Below are 16,810 nucleotides of genomic sequence, written 5' to 3'. Positions count from 1 at the left end.
CTGATAAATACTAAATACGAACATGATAAATCTGAAAACATTTGAAGTTTGGTTTATAACCGGCAGTCAGCACTTATATGGCGAAGAAACCTTGAACCAGGTAGCCGAGCATTCAAAACAATTAGCCGCGGCACTTGATAGTGCTTCGCAAATTCCGGTACGGGTGGTGTTTAAGCCTACCGTAAAAACTACTGAAGAAATTTATGCCACCATTCAGGAAGCTAACATTGCCGAAAACGTGATCGGCATCATCACCTGGATGCACACCTTCTCACCGGCTAAAATGTGGATTCGCGGCCTAAGCATCCTTAAAAAACCGATGCTGCACCTGCATACCCAATTTAACCGTGATATTCCGTGGAGCTCAATTGATATGGATTTCATGAACCTTAACCAAAGCGCACACGGCGACAGGGAGTTTGGCTTCATGGTATCGCGTATGCGTAAAAACCGTAAGGTTGTGGTTGGCCACTGGCAGGATGAAGAGGTGTTGACCCAGATAGGATCATGGACCCGCGCTGCCGCCGGCTGGCACGATTGGCAGGGCGCTAAGTTTGCCCGCTTTGGCGACAACATGCGCTATGTTGCCGTTACCGATGGCGACAAAGTGGAGGCCGAACTTAAATTTGGTTTCGCGGTAAACAGCTATGGTATTGGCGATCTGGTAGCGCTGATAGACAGCGTTAGTGAGGAAGCTATTGATGGATTACTTAACGAATATGAAAGCACTTATACCCTTGCCGATGACCTGAAACGCGGCGGTGCAAGGCATTCATCAGTATATGAGGCAGCTAAAATTGAGCTTGGCCTGCGCAAGTTTTTAGAGGACGGTAACTTTAAAGGCTTTACCGATACCTTTGAGGATTTGCATGGTATGGTGCAATTACCGGGCTTAGCCGTACAGCGTTTATTAGCTGATGGCTACGGCTTTGCAGGTGAAGGCGACTGGAAAACCGTTGCGCTGGTGCGTGCCTTTAAGGTGATGGGCAGCGGCCTGCCGGGCGGTAATGCCTTTATGGAAGATTACACCTATCACTTTGACCCGAACAACGCGCTGGTATTAGGCTCGCACATGCTGGAGGTTGATGCCTCGCTGGCAAGCGGCAAAGCAAGTTTAGAGGTTCACCCATTGGGTATTGGCGGCAAGGCTGATCCGGCAAGGTTGGTATTTAATGTTGCCGGTGGTGCCGCATTAAACGCGTCGTTGATTGATATGGGCAACCGTTTCCGTTTATTGGTGAACGAAGTTGAGGCTGTTGAACCGCAAAATGATCTGCCTAACCTGCCTGTTGCCCGTGTATTATGGAAACCACTGCCTGATATGAAAACCGGCTGTGCCGCATGGATTTATGCAGGTGGCGCGCACCATACCGCCTACAGCCAAAACCTGAATGCTGAAGTGATACAGGACTTTGCTGACATGGCTGATATTGAGTTTTTACGCATAGGCAAAGGCACAACTATCGAAAGTTTCCGTAACGAACTTCGCTGGAACGAAGTAGCTTACAAATAATTATATTAGCAGGCCGGCATTTCAGGATGGGATTTTGAGTGCCGGCCTTTTTACCAATTTTTTAACCCTAATTTTTTATGAGTAAATTCTCAACTATTGATATCGTTGTTTTCGTTATCTACTTTGTGTTGGTAACGGGCTACGGTATATGGGTATACCGCCTTAAACGAAACAAAGGCGTATCCGATTCAAAAGACTTTTTCCTGGCCGAAGGATCGCTCACCTGGTGGGCTATCGGCGCATCGCTCATCGCCTCCAACATTTCTGCCGAGCAATTTATCGGTATGAGTGGTAACGGCTTTGTGGTAGGTATTGCCGTTGCGGCATACGAATGGGTTGCAGCCATCGCCCTTATTATTGTGGCAGTATGGTTTATCCCGGTCTACCTTAAAAACAAAATATTCACCATGCCGCAGTTCCTCGAAACGCGGTATAACGAAACGGTGAGCTTAATTATGGCCGTGTTTTGGCTGTTTTTGTATGTATTTGTTAACCTTACCTCCATCCTGTACCTGGGCGCCCTGGCTATTGATAATATTGCGGGCGGTGGTTATTTCCACCTTATCATCATCGTGATGGCCATCTTCGCACTCGTTATTACCCTTGGCGGCATGAAGGTGATTGGCTTTACCGATGTAATACAGGTATTGGTACTGATCATCGGTGGTTTGGCTACAACCTACATCGCGCTAACCCTGGTAAGCGAGCAATTTGGCTTGGGTAAGGATGTTTGGGGCGGTGTAACTGCCATGATGAAGGATGCCCCCGACCACTTTAAAATGATCATCGAAAAACCAAAACCGGGCGCAACACAGGGCGAGATCAACAAATACCTGATGCTGCCTGGCATTGCCATGTATTTTGCCGGCCAGTGGATAGTAAATTTGAACTATTGGGGCTGTAACCAATACATCACCCAGCGCGCTTTAGGTGCCGATCTGAAAACGGCACGTACCGGTATTTTATTCGCGGGCTTTTTGAAACTGGGGATGCCGGTAATTGTAATGCTGCCGGGTATTGCTGCTTATGTATTGTACAAAAACGGCGGCATACAGGCTGAAATGGCACCGGGCGGTCACTTCAATGCGGATAACGCATATTCGGCCATTTTAGGCTTCTTACCTACCGGATTAAAAGGCCTTTCATTGGCGGCTTTAACCGCGGCCATTGTGGCATCACTGGCGGGTAAAGCCAACAGTATATCAACCATATTTACGCTGGATATTTACAAAAAATACATCAATCGCGAAGCAGGTGAAAAGAAACTGGTAATTGTAGGCCGTATTACAATTCTTGCGGCCATGGTACTTTCTATCCTCCTTACCTGGAAAGATTTATTAGGCATTGGCGGCGAGGGTGGTTTTACCTTTATCCAAAAATATACAGGCTTTATCAGTCCGGGTATATTCGCTATGTTTTTGTTAGGTATGTTCTGGAAACGTACTACAGGCACGGCGGCTATAGCAGGTATACTTACAGGTTTTGGTATGTCGGTATTGTTTAACAACTATGCTCCCCGCCTTTTCGGTAACGAAACCTTTTTGTACACAGCTTACCCTAAAGGTGATGGTACTTATGAAATACCGTTCCTGATCTGTATGGGCTTATCATTCCTGTTCACCATGATCGTGATGATCCTGATCAGCTTACGCGGACCAAAAGTAAACCCAAAAGCCTTTGCGCTTGATACCGCTATGTTCAAGGTAGCACCATCAACCATGGTACTTATTGTGGTTACCCTGATGGTGATAGCGGCATTATACGTACGCTTTTGGTAAAAACCGATCGCACTTAATTAATAACTACATAAGGCAGCTTCCGGATTATATCCGGGGCTGCTTTTTTAGTTAGCACCGGGTTTATCCCAGGTTTGCGGCGGTATCATCGGATTAATACGGAAATTTGAATACTGTGTAGACAGGCGCTGCTTACCAGCGGTATTCAATTCGTTGTAAGGCATCAATATGCCATCAGTCTGCCTAAAGTCTGAGTAAACCGTTGTTAAAGGCACCCGTGTTGCCAGGTCACCCGAGGCCGACATTTGCCCTTTATCGTTTATGATAAACGCATAACGCTTACCATTCTGCATACAAACTATCGCGGTGCCTGCCTTCCCGGTTTTAACGCTCTCTACCGTTAATGCCTCAATCTCTGATTTGCGCAAACCTAAAATGCCGGTGTAAAATGATGTTCGCATCTCGTTTGCACGCGTAGTGCTTAATGGAGCCGATTTTCCGGCCTGCCACTCCCAGCCACTGCCGCCTTCCAGTTGCTGCACCTGTAGTAGTTTACCACCCTTGCTCATCTCTAAGCGCAGGCGCTCTCCTGTAACATCAACATAACCGGTAGCCAGTATACCCTGTACGGTAGCTTCAAAGGTAATCGTTTTAATATTATCCAGCTTTGTGCCGCCATGCGTGGCGTTAGCTTTCAATAATAAAGTCTTGGCATCAGCAAGGTTGCCCGTTGCATTGGTATTCGCTTTACTGTTTGTAGCAGATGAACTTTTATTACGTTGGGTAGCAGATGAAGCTTTATCAGCAGCTATTTCCTTTTCATCTTTCATAAAATAAATATCGCCGTCAATAACGGCCATTACCGGTTTCTGCGATGGGCGGCAGTAAAAAGAGTGCACCTGCGTTTTGCCGTTATCAAAAGTAAGCGTTAGTGTACCATTGCTTACTTTATAAGTACCTGCACCACTGCTCTTGTTACCTCCGCCGCCGCCAATACCATCACCGGCCACAACGGATGTATTTTCGCTATTGGTACTGAACCGGCCTTTACCATCAAAATACAATCCACGGATTGATGATGTACCCACAAAAGCCATGTTGGTACCGATACCGCCCATGCTGCTCAGCTTTTTAAATTCAAGAAAACCTTTGGGCACACTGTTATCCATAGGATGTTTAAAAAGAATAAAGCTCCCTGCATCTATCTTATCACTGCTCTGTATCTCATAGTCAGACACGTCACCATCCTTGCTGAATTTCAGCGTCAGCTTTTTACCGGCGATGCTGTACCTGCCGGTAGTGCGCTTTTGCCAGTCGGGCTTATCAAGTTCATCGTTAAATGTTCCGTCGGGCCTGAAAAGGATCACCTCGTCAATACGGTTCATCCCTCCGCCCGGCGTTACCGAGGGCATCAGTTTTACACCGGCATAAACGCCGCTTAATACTTTGGTTTGGCCATAAGCCATATTGGTACACAGTTGAATGCACCATGCTAATACAACAAGCCTAATGAATTTAATAGGTATCATATCTGTTTAACACAAACCATTACGAGCTTGTTTAGGCAAATAAATTAATTAACATTAACCATTGTTACCAACTCATGATATTACATTTGCAATGTTTTTATGAGAAAAATCATTAAGCATCACGCAAAAAGAGCCAGATACATCATCTACAAAGAAACATTAATTGATACCAGGGAGCATATTTGGACGTTCATCGGTTCGTTTTTAGGCATCGGCATTATCGGTTTTTTAAACAGTAAATACTTTACCGCTTATGATAACCTTTTCCTGATCGGCTCGTTCGGTGCATCATCGGTATTGATATATGGAGCCATAAATAGTCCGTTGGCACAGCCCCGTAATTTAATTGGCGGGCATGTGGTTTGCGCCATTATCGGGGTTACAATTCATAAACTCATACCAGGTGAGCTATGGCTTAGCTGCGCATTGTCAGTATCATTATCCATTGTTGCCATGCAGATCACCAAAACATTACACCCGCCTGGCGGTGCAACGGCACTTATTGCCAATATCGGTTCGGCCAAAATACGGGCACTGGGCTACTTTTATGTGCTGAGCCCTGTGTTGTTGGGTGTGCTGATACTGTTTATTGTTGCTATAATATGCAATAATGCTACGTCGCACCGCAGCTATCCTAAAAATAAGGGCTGGTATAAATTCTGGCTCCGCAGGTATAACTAATTCATGAGCTTTTTAACAAAGCAAACTTGAGCCACACAACAAAGCGCCGGGCTTAAAAGTGCCATACTTTTGTGTTGTAATTAAATATAACAGACAATGACAAAAATATGGTTTATAACAGGCAGCTCCCGCGGATTGGGACGCAGCCTAACCGAAGCGGTTTTAAAAAGCGGCGATAAAGTTGCCGCCACTGCACGTAACATCAGCCAGTTGGATGACCTGGCAACCCAATATGGCGAACAGATATTACCCATACAATTAGATGTTACCGATTATGAGCAGGTTTACCAGGCCGTAGCTGATACGGTTAAACACTTTGGCCACATTGATGTGCTGGTGAACAATGCCGGTTTCGGCATTATTGGCGCAGCCGAAGCTTATACTAATGAGCAGGTACGCAGTCAGTTGGAAACCAACCTTTACGCCCCTATTGAGATTACGCGCGCAGTATTACCTTATATGCGCAAGCAAGGCAGCGGCCGTATATTGCAGATCAGCTCCATTGGCGGGCGTGTAGGCAACCCCGGCCTTACCATGTACCAGGCCGCTAAATTTGGCCTGGGTGGTTTTACCGAAGCTTTAGCCAAAGAGGTTGCACCGCTGGGTATTTATGTAACCAGTGTTGAGCCGGGTGGTTTCCGTACGGATTGGGCGGGTGCATCTATGAGTTACGCGCCCGAAATTGAAGGCTATGATACCGTTAAACAGCGTACCGATTTTTTTAAGGGCGGCAACTTCATCCCGGTTGGTGACCCCGATAAGGCGGCTAAGGCCATGATCGACCTGGCTGTACACCCTGCGCCTCCCGCACACTTGATATTAGGCAGCGAGGCTATCGGCATCCTTAAAAATGCCAACCAAACCCGTGATGCTGAGATGGAGGCCTGGCTGCCGGTAAGCCTCTCAACCGACCATGATGATTCAGGTGATTTTTTAGATACGCCGCAAGGTAAATGGTATACTAAAAACAACAAAAAGTAATCAGGAATTTGTTTCTTGCAGGCGGCGTGGGTTGAAACACCTTGTGCTGCCTGCTTTTTTGTAAATTTGATAATGGCCGATACACGATCACCCATAACGTATTCCTGTTATTACAGCCGAAACCGATCTGGCGAGCAGTTTGTAGCCGAACATGTGCTGAGCTACCAGATATCGGGCACGCTTACCGTAAATAACGGCGATAAGGATTTTATATTCAACGAGGGCGATTTTCGCTTTGTGCGGCGCAACCAGTTACTCAAATTCATTAAACAACCACCGCTTGGCGGGGTGTTTAAGTCCGTATCTATATACCTTGACCAAGCAGCACTGCAAAATTTTAGTCGTGAATACGGGCAGGATGCCGGGCATAGCAAAACAGCGATTAACGATCCTGTAATACAATTGAATGGAGATCCGTTTTTAAAAGCTTTTATGGGTTCGCTGATGCCATATATTGAAGGCGACCAGCCCGCTGACCCACAACTGGAAACATTGAAACAACGTGAAGCGATTATGCTGCTGCTGCGGTCGCACCCGCAACTGAAGGATATTTTGTTGGATTTTAACGAGCCCGGCAAAATAGACCTGGAGGCTTTTATGAATAAAAACTTCCATTTTAATGTGCACCTTAACCGCTTTGCTTACCTTACAGGGCGCAGCCTGGCTACCTTTAAACGCGATTTTGAGCATATTTTTCACAGCCCGCCAAGCAGGTGGCTACAGCAGCGCCGTTTACAGGAGGCATACTACCTGATAAGGGAGAAAGGCCGTGCCCCATCTGATGTGTACCTGGAGGTTGGCTTTGAGGACTTATCGCACTTCTCGTTCACGTTCAAAAAGATGTACGGTACGCCGCCTTCAAAAATTGCGGGATAAAAGACGATCAAGCGTTTTTATTTATCACAACCGAAAGGAAATAAATTTATATTTGCGCCACTGTTCCCGTAGTTCAATGGATAGAATGTCAGATTCCGGTTCTGATGATATGAGTTCGAATCTCGTCGGGAACACCAGGTAAAAGCCTCTTCTTTTAAGGAGAGGCTTTTTATTTTGTTGCCTGTTAAACCCAAACAGCGTTTTATAATCCTATCCTTATAACAACCGAACCATGAACACTATAATTAAACGCTCTACCCTTTTATTACTTTTAATTTTAATTACCTGCGGTTTCAGTAACGCTCAGGACAACATTAAAATAGGTGCCGATTTGGCACGCGGAAATGTCCGCATCAATTCAGTTTATCTGAAAGACACAGGGATTACGATTTACATTGATAACCTTGGCCGCCTGAGGGATGTTTATTCAGATGATACCGATAGTTATTATGACCCGCTACATAGTGAGGATACTTTTAGTTTTGGCGGGGTTGAGTATTACCCGCACAACTATATTTTTGAGGAACTAAGCGACCGTTTAAAACGCATCGGCAATTTAAACATTACTTATTACGACCGTTTTAGCTGGGACGAACTTCGGGGTAAGATCAAATCAATAGGCAATATAAATTTTACTTATTTTGACCGCTTTGGCTGGGACGAAACCAAGGGGTTGATCAAATCAATCGGCAACGTAAACATTACTTACTACGACCGTTTTGGCCGCGACGAGGATAAAGGAAAAATTAAAAGTATAGGTAGCACAGCTTTCACTTACAGCGGACACATGGTTAATATAGACGGCTATGATAAAAATGGGGTATTGAATCTTCGGCGGTCAGTAGGTAAATACCCAAACCTGATGGAATAAATCCGAATTTGGTTGGGGACACTTGTGTATACACAGTTAAATTTTTAAAGACATTTCAGGACGGGACAAGTTTAGTATAAAGCCCTGAAGATCATTCTTCAGGGCTTTGTCTTAACAGATACTTTTGATTAAAAATAATATTATTTGGCCATTTTGAGTTTCAATAAGTTAAGCCAAAACTTTTATTTTATTGAGCACCAGGGTAAGCATAAAACGCAATCTTTTGATAAACAAAGTCTTGCAATGAGGAGTCAAAAGGAGTCACGTAAAAATACTCATTTGTTGATGCCTTGTAATATTGATAAAAGGGAACTGTTTCAGAATTTTGTGTTTTATACACATAACCTTCGATAACATTATCATATTTAAAGTTAGCTTTTCCTGGTATAGGTGACCCTTCCCATGTTGCTGTATAATAATGACTGGTTGTGGGTTCGTTGTAATATCTGTATAAAGGCGAAGAACCTGTAATTTGGTTTTTTAAGACATATGCTTCAATTCGCTCAAATCTGTAAATTCCATTGTCAAACGAGTCCCCTTTCCATTCTGTTAAATAAATATGATTTGATCTCGATCCACTGTGATAACGATATAACGGAACGATATCTAACAGTGTTAATTGCTTTGATGTAAGATACCTTTCTACAGCCGCTTTGACTTCAGCCTTTTTAACTGGATCTGTAATAAAATCATAAATTGGATAAGTTTCGTTCCAGTTTACTTTTGTTAAACCCGCGTTTTGAAGATTAACCGTATTTTCCCAGCCCTGTATATCAACACTATTTGGTAAGCCTTTTTCCAAATCGTATTTTAATGCGGTACCATTACCACCGTAAAATGATACATATAACTCTTTGTTATGATTTTCTTTACTTAAGTTCTCATTTGTTTCTGTATTGGTTTCAACATTAATACTTAAACCAATCTTATCTATAAGTCCAGTTAAGCCAGATTCAACAGCAATCTTTTTATTCACATTATCCATCGTTTTACTGATTACAGATCTAAACATTAACTTATAACGTCCACCTATAGTAAAATCAGTTAAAACATGTGTTCCATAACGTTCTACCAAACGATCTGCTGTTAACCTTCCAAGATCTTCCACAAACTCTGGAGATAAGTATTGAGCCATCCTGCTTAATTCGTCATTTATACGTATGTATTTCTTATTTCGAACAGCATCTAAACTTGCAAATGAATACTTTGTTGAATAAGAATAAGTACTTTTTAAGAAGTTATTTGTCGATATTGTTCCAGTAAATGCCTTAAATAGTGGGATTGATGCCTTAACGTTAGTTGTTTTAGCTATATCAGATAAATAATCTAACGAAGAATATCCAGAATAAAACTCATCAAAACCATATGAAGGAGTACCTGTGATGATTCGAGATTTAAAATCGCGCTCATATTTTGCTATATCAAGAACTGGGCTTTTCACACTTACAGCACTAAGATAATCGCCGGAAACATCATAACCATATCCTAACACATCATAAACACCGTCACCAGCAGATTTTGTATTCAATGCTCTGTCATTGCCAGACTTATTCTCGTTACTGGTATCTGATTTAATTTTATCCTTTGTACACGAACTGAGAATTGCAAAAAGTAATAAGGAGTAGATTTTTTTCATAAAAATTAATTTTTTCGCAAAAAATACCAAAAAAAAATCAATACGATTTAATCATAATGTAATTTATTAATGTAATTGTAATACTCAATACATTTTAACAATAAAAAGCGCATGTAAAATTAAATTAATATGTAAGGTAAAATAGCATAGTTTCGCCACCATGATTGATGTTCTCAGAAACCCTGCATGGTATGCCCTGTCAACCGGAAACGCGAATTTGGCGCAGGGCAATAACAGGGTAAAATACTTTGATAAAAATGTGTCGCCGTTTGTAGGCCTTGAAGAAAATACCGTCGATCATCTTACAGAACTGGCGGGTATGGTACCTGATGAAGGTATCAGTATTTTTATAAGCGAGGAACAAGTTAACGTACCACCTGAATGGCAGGTGCTAAACTGTGTGAATTGTTACCAACTGGTTTGGCAAGGCACAACATTACCACCGGACAGCGCAGAATTAGTTATTGAACTTAATGAAAGCCACATACCGGATATGGTGGCACTAACACAGCTTACCAACCCCGGGCCATTCAGCGCGGAAACTATCAGGTTTGGCTATTACAGGGGCATTTACGCTGATGGCAAACTGGTTGCTATGGCCGGGCAGCGCCTTAACCCATCGCCTTATGCCGAGATCAGCGCGGTTTGTACCCACCCGCATCATTTAGGTAAAGGCTATGCTAAAACATTACTTAACCATCATATCCGGCGCATTACAGCCGCATCGGGCATTCCTTATCTGCATGTTAAGCACGATAACGAGCGGGCCATCAATGTTTACAAAAGCCTGGGGTTTGAGATCAGCCGTGAGCTTTTGTTTCACGTGATACACAAAACCGCTAAATAATCCACGCTTTATATAAATTGACCGGGTTTTTATTCGTCACAAAAACTTAATATCAAATGGTTTTGTTAAGGCTTTCAAAAGCTGAAATTTGTAAGCATATTAGCAGTACGGCCATGCCTTATTGCTCAAAAATGCTTATCATTGAATAATCAAAAAACATCACCATATGCAGGAAATAGATCCTATCATCCTTCAAAAAGTTAATACCTGGCTCGAGGGCAATTATGATGAGCAGGTTAAACAGGAAATCCAGAAATTACTTGACGATAAAGCCTATACCGAGCTTACCGATTCGTTTTACCGTGACCTTGAGTTTGGCACCGGCGGCCTGCGCGGTGTTATGGGTCCGGGTTCAAACCGCATCAATAAATACACCATCGGTTCGGCTACGCAGGGCCTTGCCAATTACCTGAAAAAAACCTACCCTAACGAGCAGGTTAAGGTAGCCATAGCGCACGATAGCCGCAACAATTCTGATCTGTTCGCGCGGATTACCGCCGAGGTTTTTTCGGCCAATGGCATCTACGTTTACTTTTTCGAGGCACTGCGCCCTACACCTGAGCTGTCTTTCGCTATACGTACTCTGGGCTGCAAAAGCGGCGTAATGCTTACCGCATCACACAACCCTAAAGAGTATAACGGTTATAAAGCTTACGGCGAAGATGGCGGTCAGTTTGTATCACCAGCCGATAAGGCCGTGATGGACGAAGTAGCAGCCATTAAAAGCATCGACGAGGTTAAATTTGACCGTGTTGACAGCAATATTGAACTGATAAGCACAGATATTGACGAGCAATACCTGCAAAAAATAGTCACCCTATCCGTATCGCCGGAGGCCATTAAGCGCCAAAAGGATTTAAAGATCGTTTATTCGCCTATTCATGGTACCGGGATTACCCTTGTGCCAAAAGCATTAGAGTTATTCGGCTTTGAAAATGTGGTACTGGTTGAGGAGCAATCAACGCCTGACGGTAACTTCCCTACCGTGGTTTACCCTAATCCGGAGGAAAAAGAGGCCCTTACCCTCGCCCTTAAAAAAGCGCAGGAAGTGGATGCCGACCTTGTTTTAGCAACCGACCCTGACGCCGACCGTGTGGGTATCGCCGTAAAAAATACCGACAACGAATTTATTTTGCTTAACGGTAACCAAACCGGCAGTATGCTGATTAACTACCTGCTAACCGCATGGCAGGAAAGCGGTAAGCTTACAGGCAACGAATACATAGTTAAAACTATTGTAACCTCAAACCTGATCGAAGCCATTGCCCGTGCCAAAGGGGTTACTTATTACAACACCCTTACCGGCTTTAAATACATTGGCGAACTGATGACCAAATTTGAAGGCAAACAAACCTTTATTGGCGGCGGCGAAGAAAGCTACGGCTACCTTGTAGGTGAGTTTGTACGCGATAAGGATGCTGTGGTTTCGGCAGCGTTTATTGCCGAGATGACGGCTTTTTATAAAGATAAAGGCAGCAGCTTATTCGAGGCTTTGCTGGATACTTATATTGAGTACGGTTTTTATAAAGAAAAATTGATATCGATCACCAAAAAAGGCAAAACCGGTGCCGAAGAGATTAAGGCGCTGATGGAGAAATTCCGCAACAACCCGCCTGCAACCCTGGGTGGTTCAAAGGTTATTACCCTGAAGGATTATGAACTGCGCGTGGAAACGGATCTGACCAGCAATAACACTACGCCTATCGAACTGCCTAAATCGGATGTGTTACAATTCATCACCGAGGATGGCAGCATTATTTCGGCACGCCCGTCAGGTACCGAGCCGAAGATTAAATTTTATTGCAGCGTGAATGGTAAGCTGGAAAGCAAAGCGGCTTACAAGCAAACCGACGAGCAACTGGAAGCCAAGATAGATGCGATAATGCAGGATCTGGGTGTATAACACTCCCGGCTCAAACACATTTACTGTATATAACAAAAGCGCCTGCTAAACGGGCGCTTTTGTTATATACAGTAAATACTTTTAATTTTTATAGATTATATTTACATCAATACCACAACACACCAATTTAATAATGACAAGTACCCAGGGAAAAGTTGCTATAACTGATACTGCATCAGTACAAATAAACAGCTTACCCATAGCGGTTTATATTTGCAACACCAATGGCTATATAACCGCTTATAATACCGCGGCGGCAAAGCTTTGGGGTACGCAGCCACCGGCAGGCAAAACTAAATGGTGTGGCGCACACCGCGCATACAGTGCTAACGGCCTGCCCCTTATGCCCGAGCAAAATGCTGCAGCCCGCACCATGTTAACGGGTGTTGCTGTTACCGGGGATGAGGTTATTATTGAACGCCCCGATGGTACAACCAGCTATGTGTTGCACCACCCGGTTATTATGTATGGTGAAGGCGGTGAAATAACGGGCATTACCAATACACTGATAGATATAACGGCTCAAAAACAGAATGAAAGTAAGCAGGCCATGCTGGCAGCCATTGTACAATCATCTGATGATGCCATTATAAGCAAAACGCTTGATGGCATTATAACCAGTTGGAACCAGGCAGCCGAAAAACTGTTTGGCTATACCGAGCAGGAGGCCATCGGCCGGTCAATCATCATGGTGATACCTTATGACAGGTTAAGCGAAGAAGAGCTGATTATTGACCGTGTGCGTAATAATATGGGGGTTGAGCATTTTGAAACACTGAGAAAGCATAAAAACAGAACGCTTATACCAATATCGCTCACAGTATCGCCAATTAAGGATAGCAAAGGCAATGTGATAGGTGCCTCCAAAATAGCCCGCGATATAAGCAGGCAAAAACAAGCCGAAGAGCAACTTCAGCATTATGCCAAAAATCTCGAAATATTAAATTCCTTTGGAAAGGAGATCTCTGAAGACCTGGATGTACAGGGAATACTGCAAAAAGTTACTGATGCCACTACGCAGCTTACAGGCGCGAAATTTGGCGCCTTTTTTTACAACAAGCTAAATGAAAATGGTGAGGCGTATATGCTTTACACACTGTCTGGCGCAACAAAGGAGGCTTTTGAAAAGCTTGGCATGCCGCGCAATACGGCAGTTTTTAAACCAACATTTAAGGGCGAGGGCATTATCAGGGTTAATGATATAACCAAAGACCCACGCTACGGCAACAATGCCCCGCACAACGGTATGCCAACAGGCCATTTGCCCGTGGTAAGTTACATGGCCGTGCCTGTAATTTCAAAAGACGGCACCGTTATAGGTGGTTTACTTTATGGCCATCCCGAGGCCGGAAAATTTACTCATGAGCACGAACTGCTGATAACAGGCGTGGCATCGCAAGCAGCGGTATCGCTTGATAATGCAAAGCTTTATGAGGAAGTAAGGATGCTGAATGCCAAAAAAGATGAATTTATAGGCCTGGCCAGCCATGAACTTAAAACGCCGGTTACCAGCATAAACGGCTATTTACAAATCATTGAACGATCATTACCCGGTAATGACCGCAACACCGCCTTTATAGCCAAAGCGCGTATGCAGGTAAGCAAACTCAGCAGCCTTATTGCCGATTTGCTTGATGTATCAAAGATCATAACCGGGCAGTTACCGCTTTCGCATTCTGATTTTGACCTTGGGGAGCTACTGGCCGAGTCTGTTGAGATATTGCAGCAAACGCATATAAGCCATACTTTAACCATTGAGGATAACGGCAAACCATTAACCATCAATGCCGATCAGCAACGTGTTGAACAGGTGATTATCAATCTGGTATCAAACGCGGTAAAATATTCACCGGATGCCAGCAAGGTGAACATCAAACTTTTTGAGCGCGATGGTTATGCCGTTGTAGCTATACAGGATTTCGGCATTGGCATAGATCAGGATGACCACGAACGTATATTTTCACGCTTTTACCGGGTTGATAATATTGCCGCACATATTTCGGGCCTTGGTATAGGCTTATATATATGTAACGAGATCATCAGCAGGCATAAAGGCCGCCTGTGGGTACACAGCGAGCTTGGGCAGGGGTCGACATTTTATTTTGAGCTTCCGCTCAGGGCATAAAAAAACTCCCGGCCTGTCAACCGGGAGTTTTTTTGTATAGAACGTTTACTCTTTGGTAATATCCTTAAATAGCTGGGGCACGGTACCGTAAGTTGGTAACTGTCCGTTCCATTTTTCTATCATGCGGGTTTGTACCAGCAAGGGCGTAAGGCTTTGCTGCCTCAGTTTGTTCGCTTCAGATTCGGCACGCGCCTTGATCAGTAATGCGGTTGCCTCACCATCGGCCTTGGCTTTGATAACCTGGGCTTCGGCAATGGCCTGTTTGGCCTCATTCTCAGCCTTTAAACGGGCTTGTATCGATGCGTTCTTTTCGTCGATCATACGGCGTAATGATGCGGGCGGTGTAATGGCCGATGTTAACTGATCGTATACAAAACCGTCCTTAGCCAGGTTTTTGGTAAGCAGCGTTTGTATCTTATCCTCAAAACGTTCGCGGTTACTCATCACACTGTCTGACGTGAAGCTGTTGGCCACAATACGGTAAGCATCATAAATAGTATTCCGCATAAACTGCTGCTCTATCTCGTTTAGCGGCTTGCGGTACTGGCGGTAAATGTTAGGCACCATAGTGGCGTTAACATGGTAGTTCAGCTTAGGGTCTACCTGAAACTCGGCGGCATCTTTAGTAGTTACCACAAAAGGCTCATAATCCACATTTTGTGTATAGGTAGGAAATTCCACTATTTTGGTTGTCCAGGTGTTGTACCATACACGGCCGGTTACAATGGTGATATTATCTACGCCCCTATCGCTACCATACAGGTTTATTTTGATGCCCACGTTACCGGCATCAATATTTTCATAAGTAAAGGGCTGAATAAATAAAGCTACTACGAGTACGATCACGATTCCGCCTATGCGGAATATACGTTTAAGGTTGTTAGGTTCCATTAATGAATAAAATATGCTTGTTAATTTAATTTGCGATAAATGTAGCGCACTATGTAAAACACAAAAACCAGCCCCAGAATGGCCTGGAATACGCCAATGGCTACATACAAATTGCTTGGTTTTGACAGGTTATTTGCCGCCCACGAGAACAACAAAACGGCCAATATAGCATCCAGCAAAAGAATAAAAATGTGCTTCATATGTAAAAATATAAATTCATTTCGGCGAAAAAAGGGTTGTTGCGTATATTTGCATGTGTTTTTTCTGTTTTCATAAAACACATTATAACCGAGCCGGGTCCCGCCTGACCCGGCTTACTTTTTTAATCAGCCTTTGTTTTTAAATTATCAAATACGTAAAAATTTCAGCTTACGTTAGATAAACGCGCGATGCAAATGTTACAAAAGCCTGCATTAAGCTACTTTTATAGCGCTTAATTGCTTACTTTGCCTTTAAACACCACTGCATATTTATTATGACTTATTGTTTAGGTATAAAAGTTAAAGAAGGCCTGGTAGCTATTGCTGATACCCGCATAACATCGGGCACCGAAACCACCAACAAAAAAAAGGTAACCATTGAACAAAAAGATAATTTCTCTCTTTTTATCATGACCAGCGGGTTACGCTCAGTTCGGGATAAAGCGATGGTTTACTTTAATGAACTGATGGAAACACAGGAGTTTAATAAACTGTACAAAGCGGTTAACGCCTTTGGTGTTCAGGTAAAACGTGCGGCTTTAGAGGATGGCGCGGCGCTTGAAAAAGCAGGCCTTAAATTTGACCTGCATACCATTATTGGCGGACAGTTAAAGGATGATGCCGAACATAAATTATACCTGTTATACCCTGAAGGTAATTGGGTTGAACTTGGACAGGGCGCGCCCTACGTGGTTATAGGCAATTCGGGCCATGGCAAAGCCATACTTAACCGCGTGCTAAGCGAAAGCTCAAGCATGAGGCTGGCATTGAAGGCAGGTTTCCTGTCTTTTGATTCGACCAGGGTAAGCTCAAACAATGTTGATTACCCGATAGATGTGATACTTTACAAAAAGGATACCTATGAGATCATTGAGCAGCGTTATGAGTCGCGCGATCTGGCAGCCATATCATCACAATGGGATGATGAGCTGAAGAACGCGCTGATCAATGTATCAGAAGAATGGATGGAGGTTGCCTTTGATAAACTCCCGGATACGGAAACTAAAGAAAGTAAATAATA

14 protein-coding genes and 1 tRNA gene are annotated in these 16,810 nt (G+C 43.7%); 11 read left to right on the top strand and 4 right to left on the bottom strand.

The window, feature by feature from the left end:
* The first annotated feature begins 22 nt into the window (after positions 1–22).
* Both araA and LJ707_RS08585 read left to right on the top strand, forming a co-directional pair.
* Positions 23–1,513: an L-arabinose isomerase gene (gene araA / locus LJ707_RS08590; protein WP_228950395.1), complete on the top strand. Its 1,491-nt coding sequence runs from the start codon at positions 23–25 to the stop codon at positions 1,511–1,513.
* Between the two features lie 77 nt (positions 1,514–1,590).
* On the top strand, positions 1,591–3,291 hold the full coding sequence (locus LJ707_RS08585; RefSeq protein WP_228950394.1) for a sodium/sugar symporter: 1,701 nt from the start codon (positions 1,591–1,593) through the stop codon (positions 3,289–3,291).
* Between the two features lie 65 nt (positions 3,292–3,356).
* On the opposite strand, the gene LJ707_RS08580 is transcribed toward LJ707_RS08585, so the two are convergent.
* Complete coding sequence (locus LJ707_RS08580; protein ID WP_228950393.1) at positions 3,357–4,778, bottom strand: hypothetical protein; 1,422 nt, start codon at positions 4,776–4,778, stop codon at positions 3,357–3,359.
* Between the two features lie 99 nt (positions 4,779–4,877).
* Here LJ707_RS08580 and LJ707_RS08575 point away from each other — a divergent pair, with 99 nt between their 5' ends.
* The 5 genes from LJ707_RS08575 to LJ707_RS08555 all read left to right on the top strand — a co-directional run bounded on the left by LJ707_RS08575 (position 4,878) and on the right by LJ707_RS08555 (position 8,187).
* A complete protein-coding gene (locus LJ707_RS08575; RefSeq protein ID WP_228950392.1) occupies positions 4,878–5,459 on the top strand; it encodes an HPP family protein in 582 nt (193 codons plus the stop codon).
* A gap of 96 nt (positions 5,460–5,555) precedes the next feature.
* A complete protein-coding gene (locus tag LJ707_RS08570) occupies positions 5,556–6,440 on the top strand; it encodes an oxidoreductase (RefSeq protein ID WP_228950391.1) in 885 nt (294 codons plus the stop codon).
* A gap of 72 nt (positions 6,441–6,512) precedes the next feature.
* Positions 6,513–7,316 (top strand): AraC family transcriptional regulator, encoded by an 804-nt coding sequence (locus tag LJ707_RS08565; RefSeq protein WP_228950390.1) that lies wholly within the window; start codon positions 6,513–6,515, stop codon positions 7,314–7,316.
* Between the two features lie 62 nt (positions 7,317–7,378).
* A tRNA-Arg gene (locus LJ707_RS08560) sits at positions 7,379–7,453 on the top strand.
* Positions 7,454–7,548: 95 nt separating this feature from the next.
* Positions 7,549–8,187, top strand: a complete 639-nt coding sequence (locus LJ707_RS08555) for a hypothetical protein (protein ID WP_228950389.1) — start codon at positions 7,549–7,551, stop codon at positions 8,185–8,187.
* Between the two features lie 187 nt (positions 8,188–8,374).
* On the opposite strand, the gene LJ707_RS08550 is transcribed toward LJ707_RS08555, so the two are convergent.
* Positions 8,375–9,823 (bottom strand): MAC/perforin domain-containing protein, encoded by a 1,449-nt coding sequence (locus tag LJ707_RS08550; RefSeq protein WP_228950388.1) that lies wholly within the window; start codon positions 9,821–9,823, stop codon positions 8,375–8,377.
* A gap of 160 nt (positions 9,824–9,983) precedes the next feature.
* Here LJ707_RS08550 and LJ707_RS08545 point away from each other — a divergent pair, with 160 nt between their 5' ends.
* The 3 genes from LJ707_RS08545 to LJ707_RS08535 all read left to right on the top strand — a co-directional run bounded on the left by LJ707_RS08545 (position 9,984) and on the right by LJ707_RS08535 (position 14,698).
* Complete coding sequence (locus LJ707_RS08545) at positions 9,984–10,670, top strand: GNAT family N-acetyltransferase (protein WP_228950387.1); 687 nt, start codon at positions 9,984–9,986, stop codon at positions 10,668–10,670.
* Between the two features lie 166 nt (positions 10,671–10,836).
* Positions 10,837–12,573: a phospho-sugar mutase gene (locus LJ707_RS08540; protein WP_228950386.1), complete on the top strand. Its 1,737-nt coding sequence runs from the start codon at positions 10,837–10,839 to the stop codon at positions 12,571–12,573.
* Between the two features lie 133 nt (positions 12,574–12,706).
* Positions 12,707–14,698: a PAS domain S-box protein gene (locus LJ707_RS08535; protein WP_228950385.1), complete on the top strand. Its 1,992-nt coding sequence runs from the start codon at positions 12,707–12,709 to the stop codon at positions 14,696–14,698.
* Between the two features lie 45 nt (positions 14,699–14,743).
* Here LJ707_RS08535 and LJ707_RS08530 read toward each other — a convergent pair whose 3' ends face one another.
* A complete protein-coding gene (locus tag LJ707_RS08530; RefSeq protein WP_228950384.1) occupies positions 14,744–15,589 on the bottom strand; it encodes an SPFH domain-containing protein in 846 nt (281 codons plus the stop codon).
* Positions 15,590–15,609: 20 nt separating this feature from the next.
* Positions 15,610–15,789, bottom strand: a complete 180-nt coding sequence (locus LJ707_RS08525; RefSeq protein WP_228950383.1) for a hypothetical protein — start codon at positions 15,787–15,789, stop codon at positions 15,610–15,612.
* Between the two features lie 275 nt (positions 15,790–16,064).
* On the opposite strand from LJ707_RS08525, the gene LJ707_RS08520 reads away from it, so the two are divergent.
* Positions 16,065–16,808 (top strand): peptidase, encoded by a 744-nt coding sequence (locus tag LJ707_RS08520; RefSeq protein WP_228950382.1) that lies wholly within the window; start codon positions 16,065–16,067, stop codon positions 16,806–16,808.
* Positions 16,809–16,810 lie beyond the last annotated feature (2 nt).

The sequence above is a fragment of the Mucilaginibacter sp. UR6-1 genome, assembly GCF_020880975.1.
In the GTDB taxonomy this organism is placed as follows: domain Bacteria; phylum Bacteroidota; class Bacteroidia; order Sphingobacteriales; family Sphingobacteriaceae; genus Mucilaginibacter.
This window is presented reverse-complemented; position numbering and strand designations above follow the sequence as displayed.

Excerpts from the sequence above, each read along its gene's own strand:
- araA (WP_228950395.1), top strand. The coding sequence starts at position 23 with ATGATAAATCTGAAAACATTTGAAGTTTGGTTTATAACCGGCAGTCAG.
- LJ707_RS08585 (WP_228950394.1), top strand. The coding sequence starts at position 1,591 with ATGAGTAAATTCTCAACTATTGATATCGTTGTTTTCGTTATCTACTTT.
- LJ707_RS08580 (WP_228950393.1), bottom strand. The coding sequence starts at position 4,778 with ATGATACCTATTAAATTCATTAGGCTTGTTGTATTAGCATGGTGCATT.
- LJ707_RS08575 (WP_228950392.1), top strand. The coding sequence starts at position 4,878 with ATGAGAAAAATCATTAAGCATCACGCAAAAAGAGCCAGATACATCATC.
- LJ707_RS08570 (WP_228950391.1), top strand. The coding sequence starts at position 5,556 with ATGACAAAAATATGGTTTATAACAGGCAGCTCCCGCGGATTGGGACGC.
- LJ707_RS08565 (WP_228950390.1), top strand. The coding sequence starts at position 6,513 with ATGGCCGATACACGATCACCCATAACGTATTCCTGTTATTACAGCCGA.
- LJ707_RS08555 (WP_228950389.1), top strand. The coding sequence starts at position 7,549 with ATGAACACTATAATTAAACGCTCTACCCTTTTATTACTTTTAATTTTA.
- LJ707_RS08550 (WP_228950388.1), bottom strand. The coding sequence starts at position 9,823 with ATGAAAAAAATCTACTCCTTATTACTTTTTGCAATTCTCAGTTCGTGT.
- LJ707_RS08545 (WP_228950387.1), top strand. The coding sequence starts at position 9,984 with ATGATTGATGTTCTCAGAAACCCTGCATGGTATGCCCTGTCAACCGGA.
- LJ707_RS08540 (WP_228950386.1), top strand. The coding sequence starts at position 10,837 with ATGCAGGAAATAGATCCTATCATCCTTCAAAAAGTTAATACCTGGCTC.
- LJ707_RS08535 (WP_228950385.1), top strand. The coding sequence starts at position 12,707 with ATGACAAGTACCCAGGGAAAAGTTGCTATAACTGATACTGCATCAGTA.
- LJ707_RS08530 (WP_228950384.1), bottom strand. The coding sequence starts at position 15,589 with ATGGAACCTAACAACCTTAAACGTATATTCCGCATAGGCGGAATCGTG.
- LJ707_RS08525 (WP_228950383.1), bottom strand. The coding sequence starts at position 15,789 with ATGAAGCACATTTTTATTCTTTTGCTGGATGCTATATTGGCCGTTTTG.
- LJ707_RS08520 (WP_228950382.1), top strand. The coding sequence starts at position 16,065 with ATGACTTATTGTTTAGGTATAAAAGTTAAAGAAGGCCTGGTAGCTATT.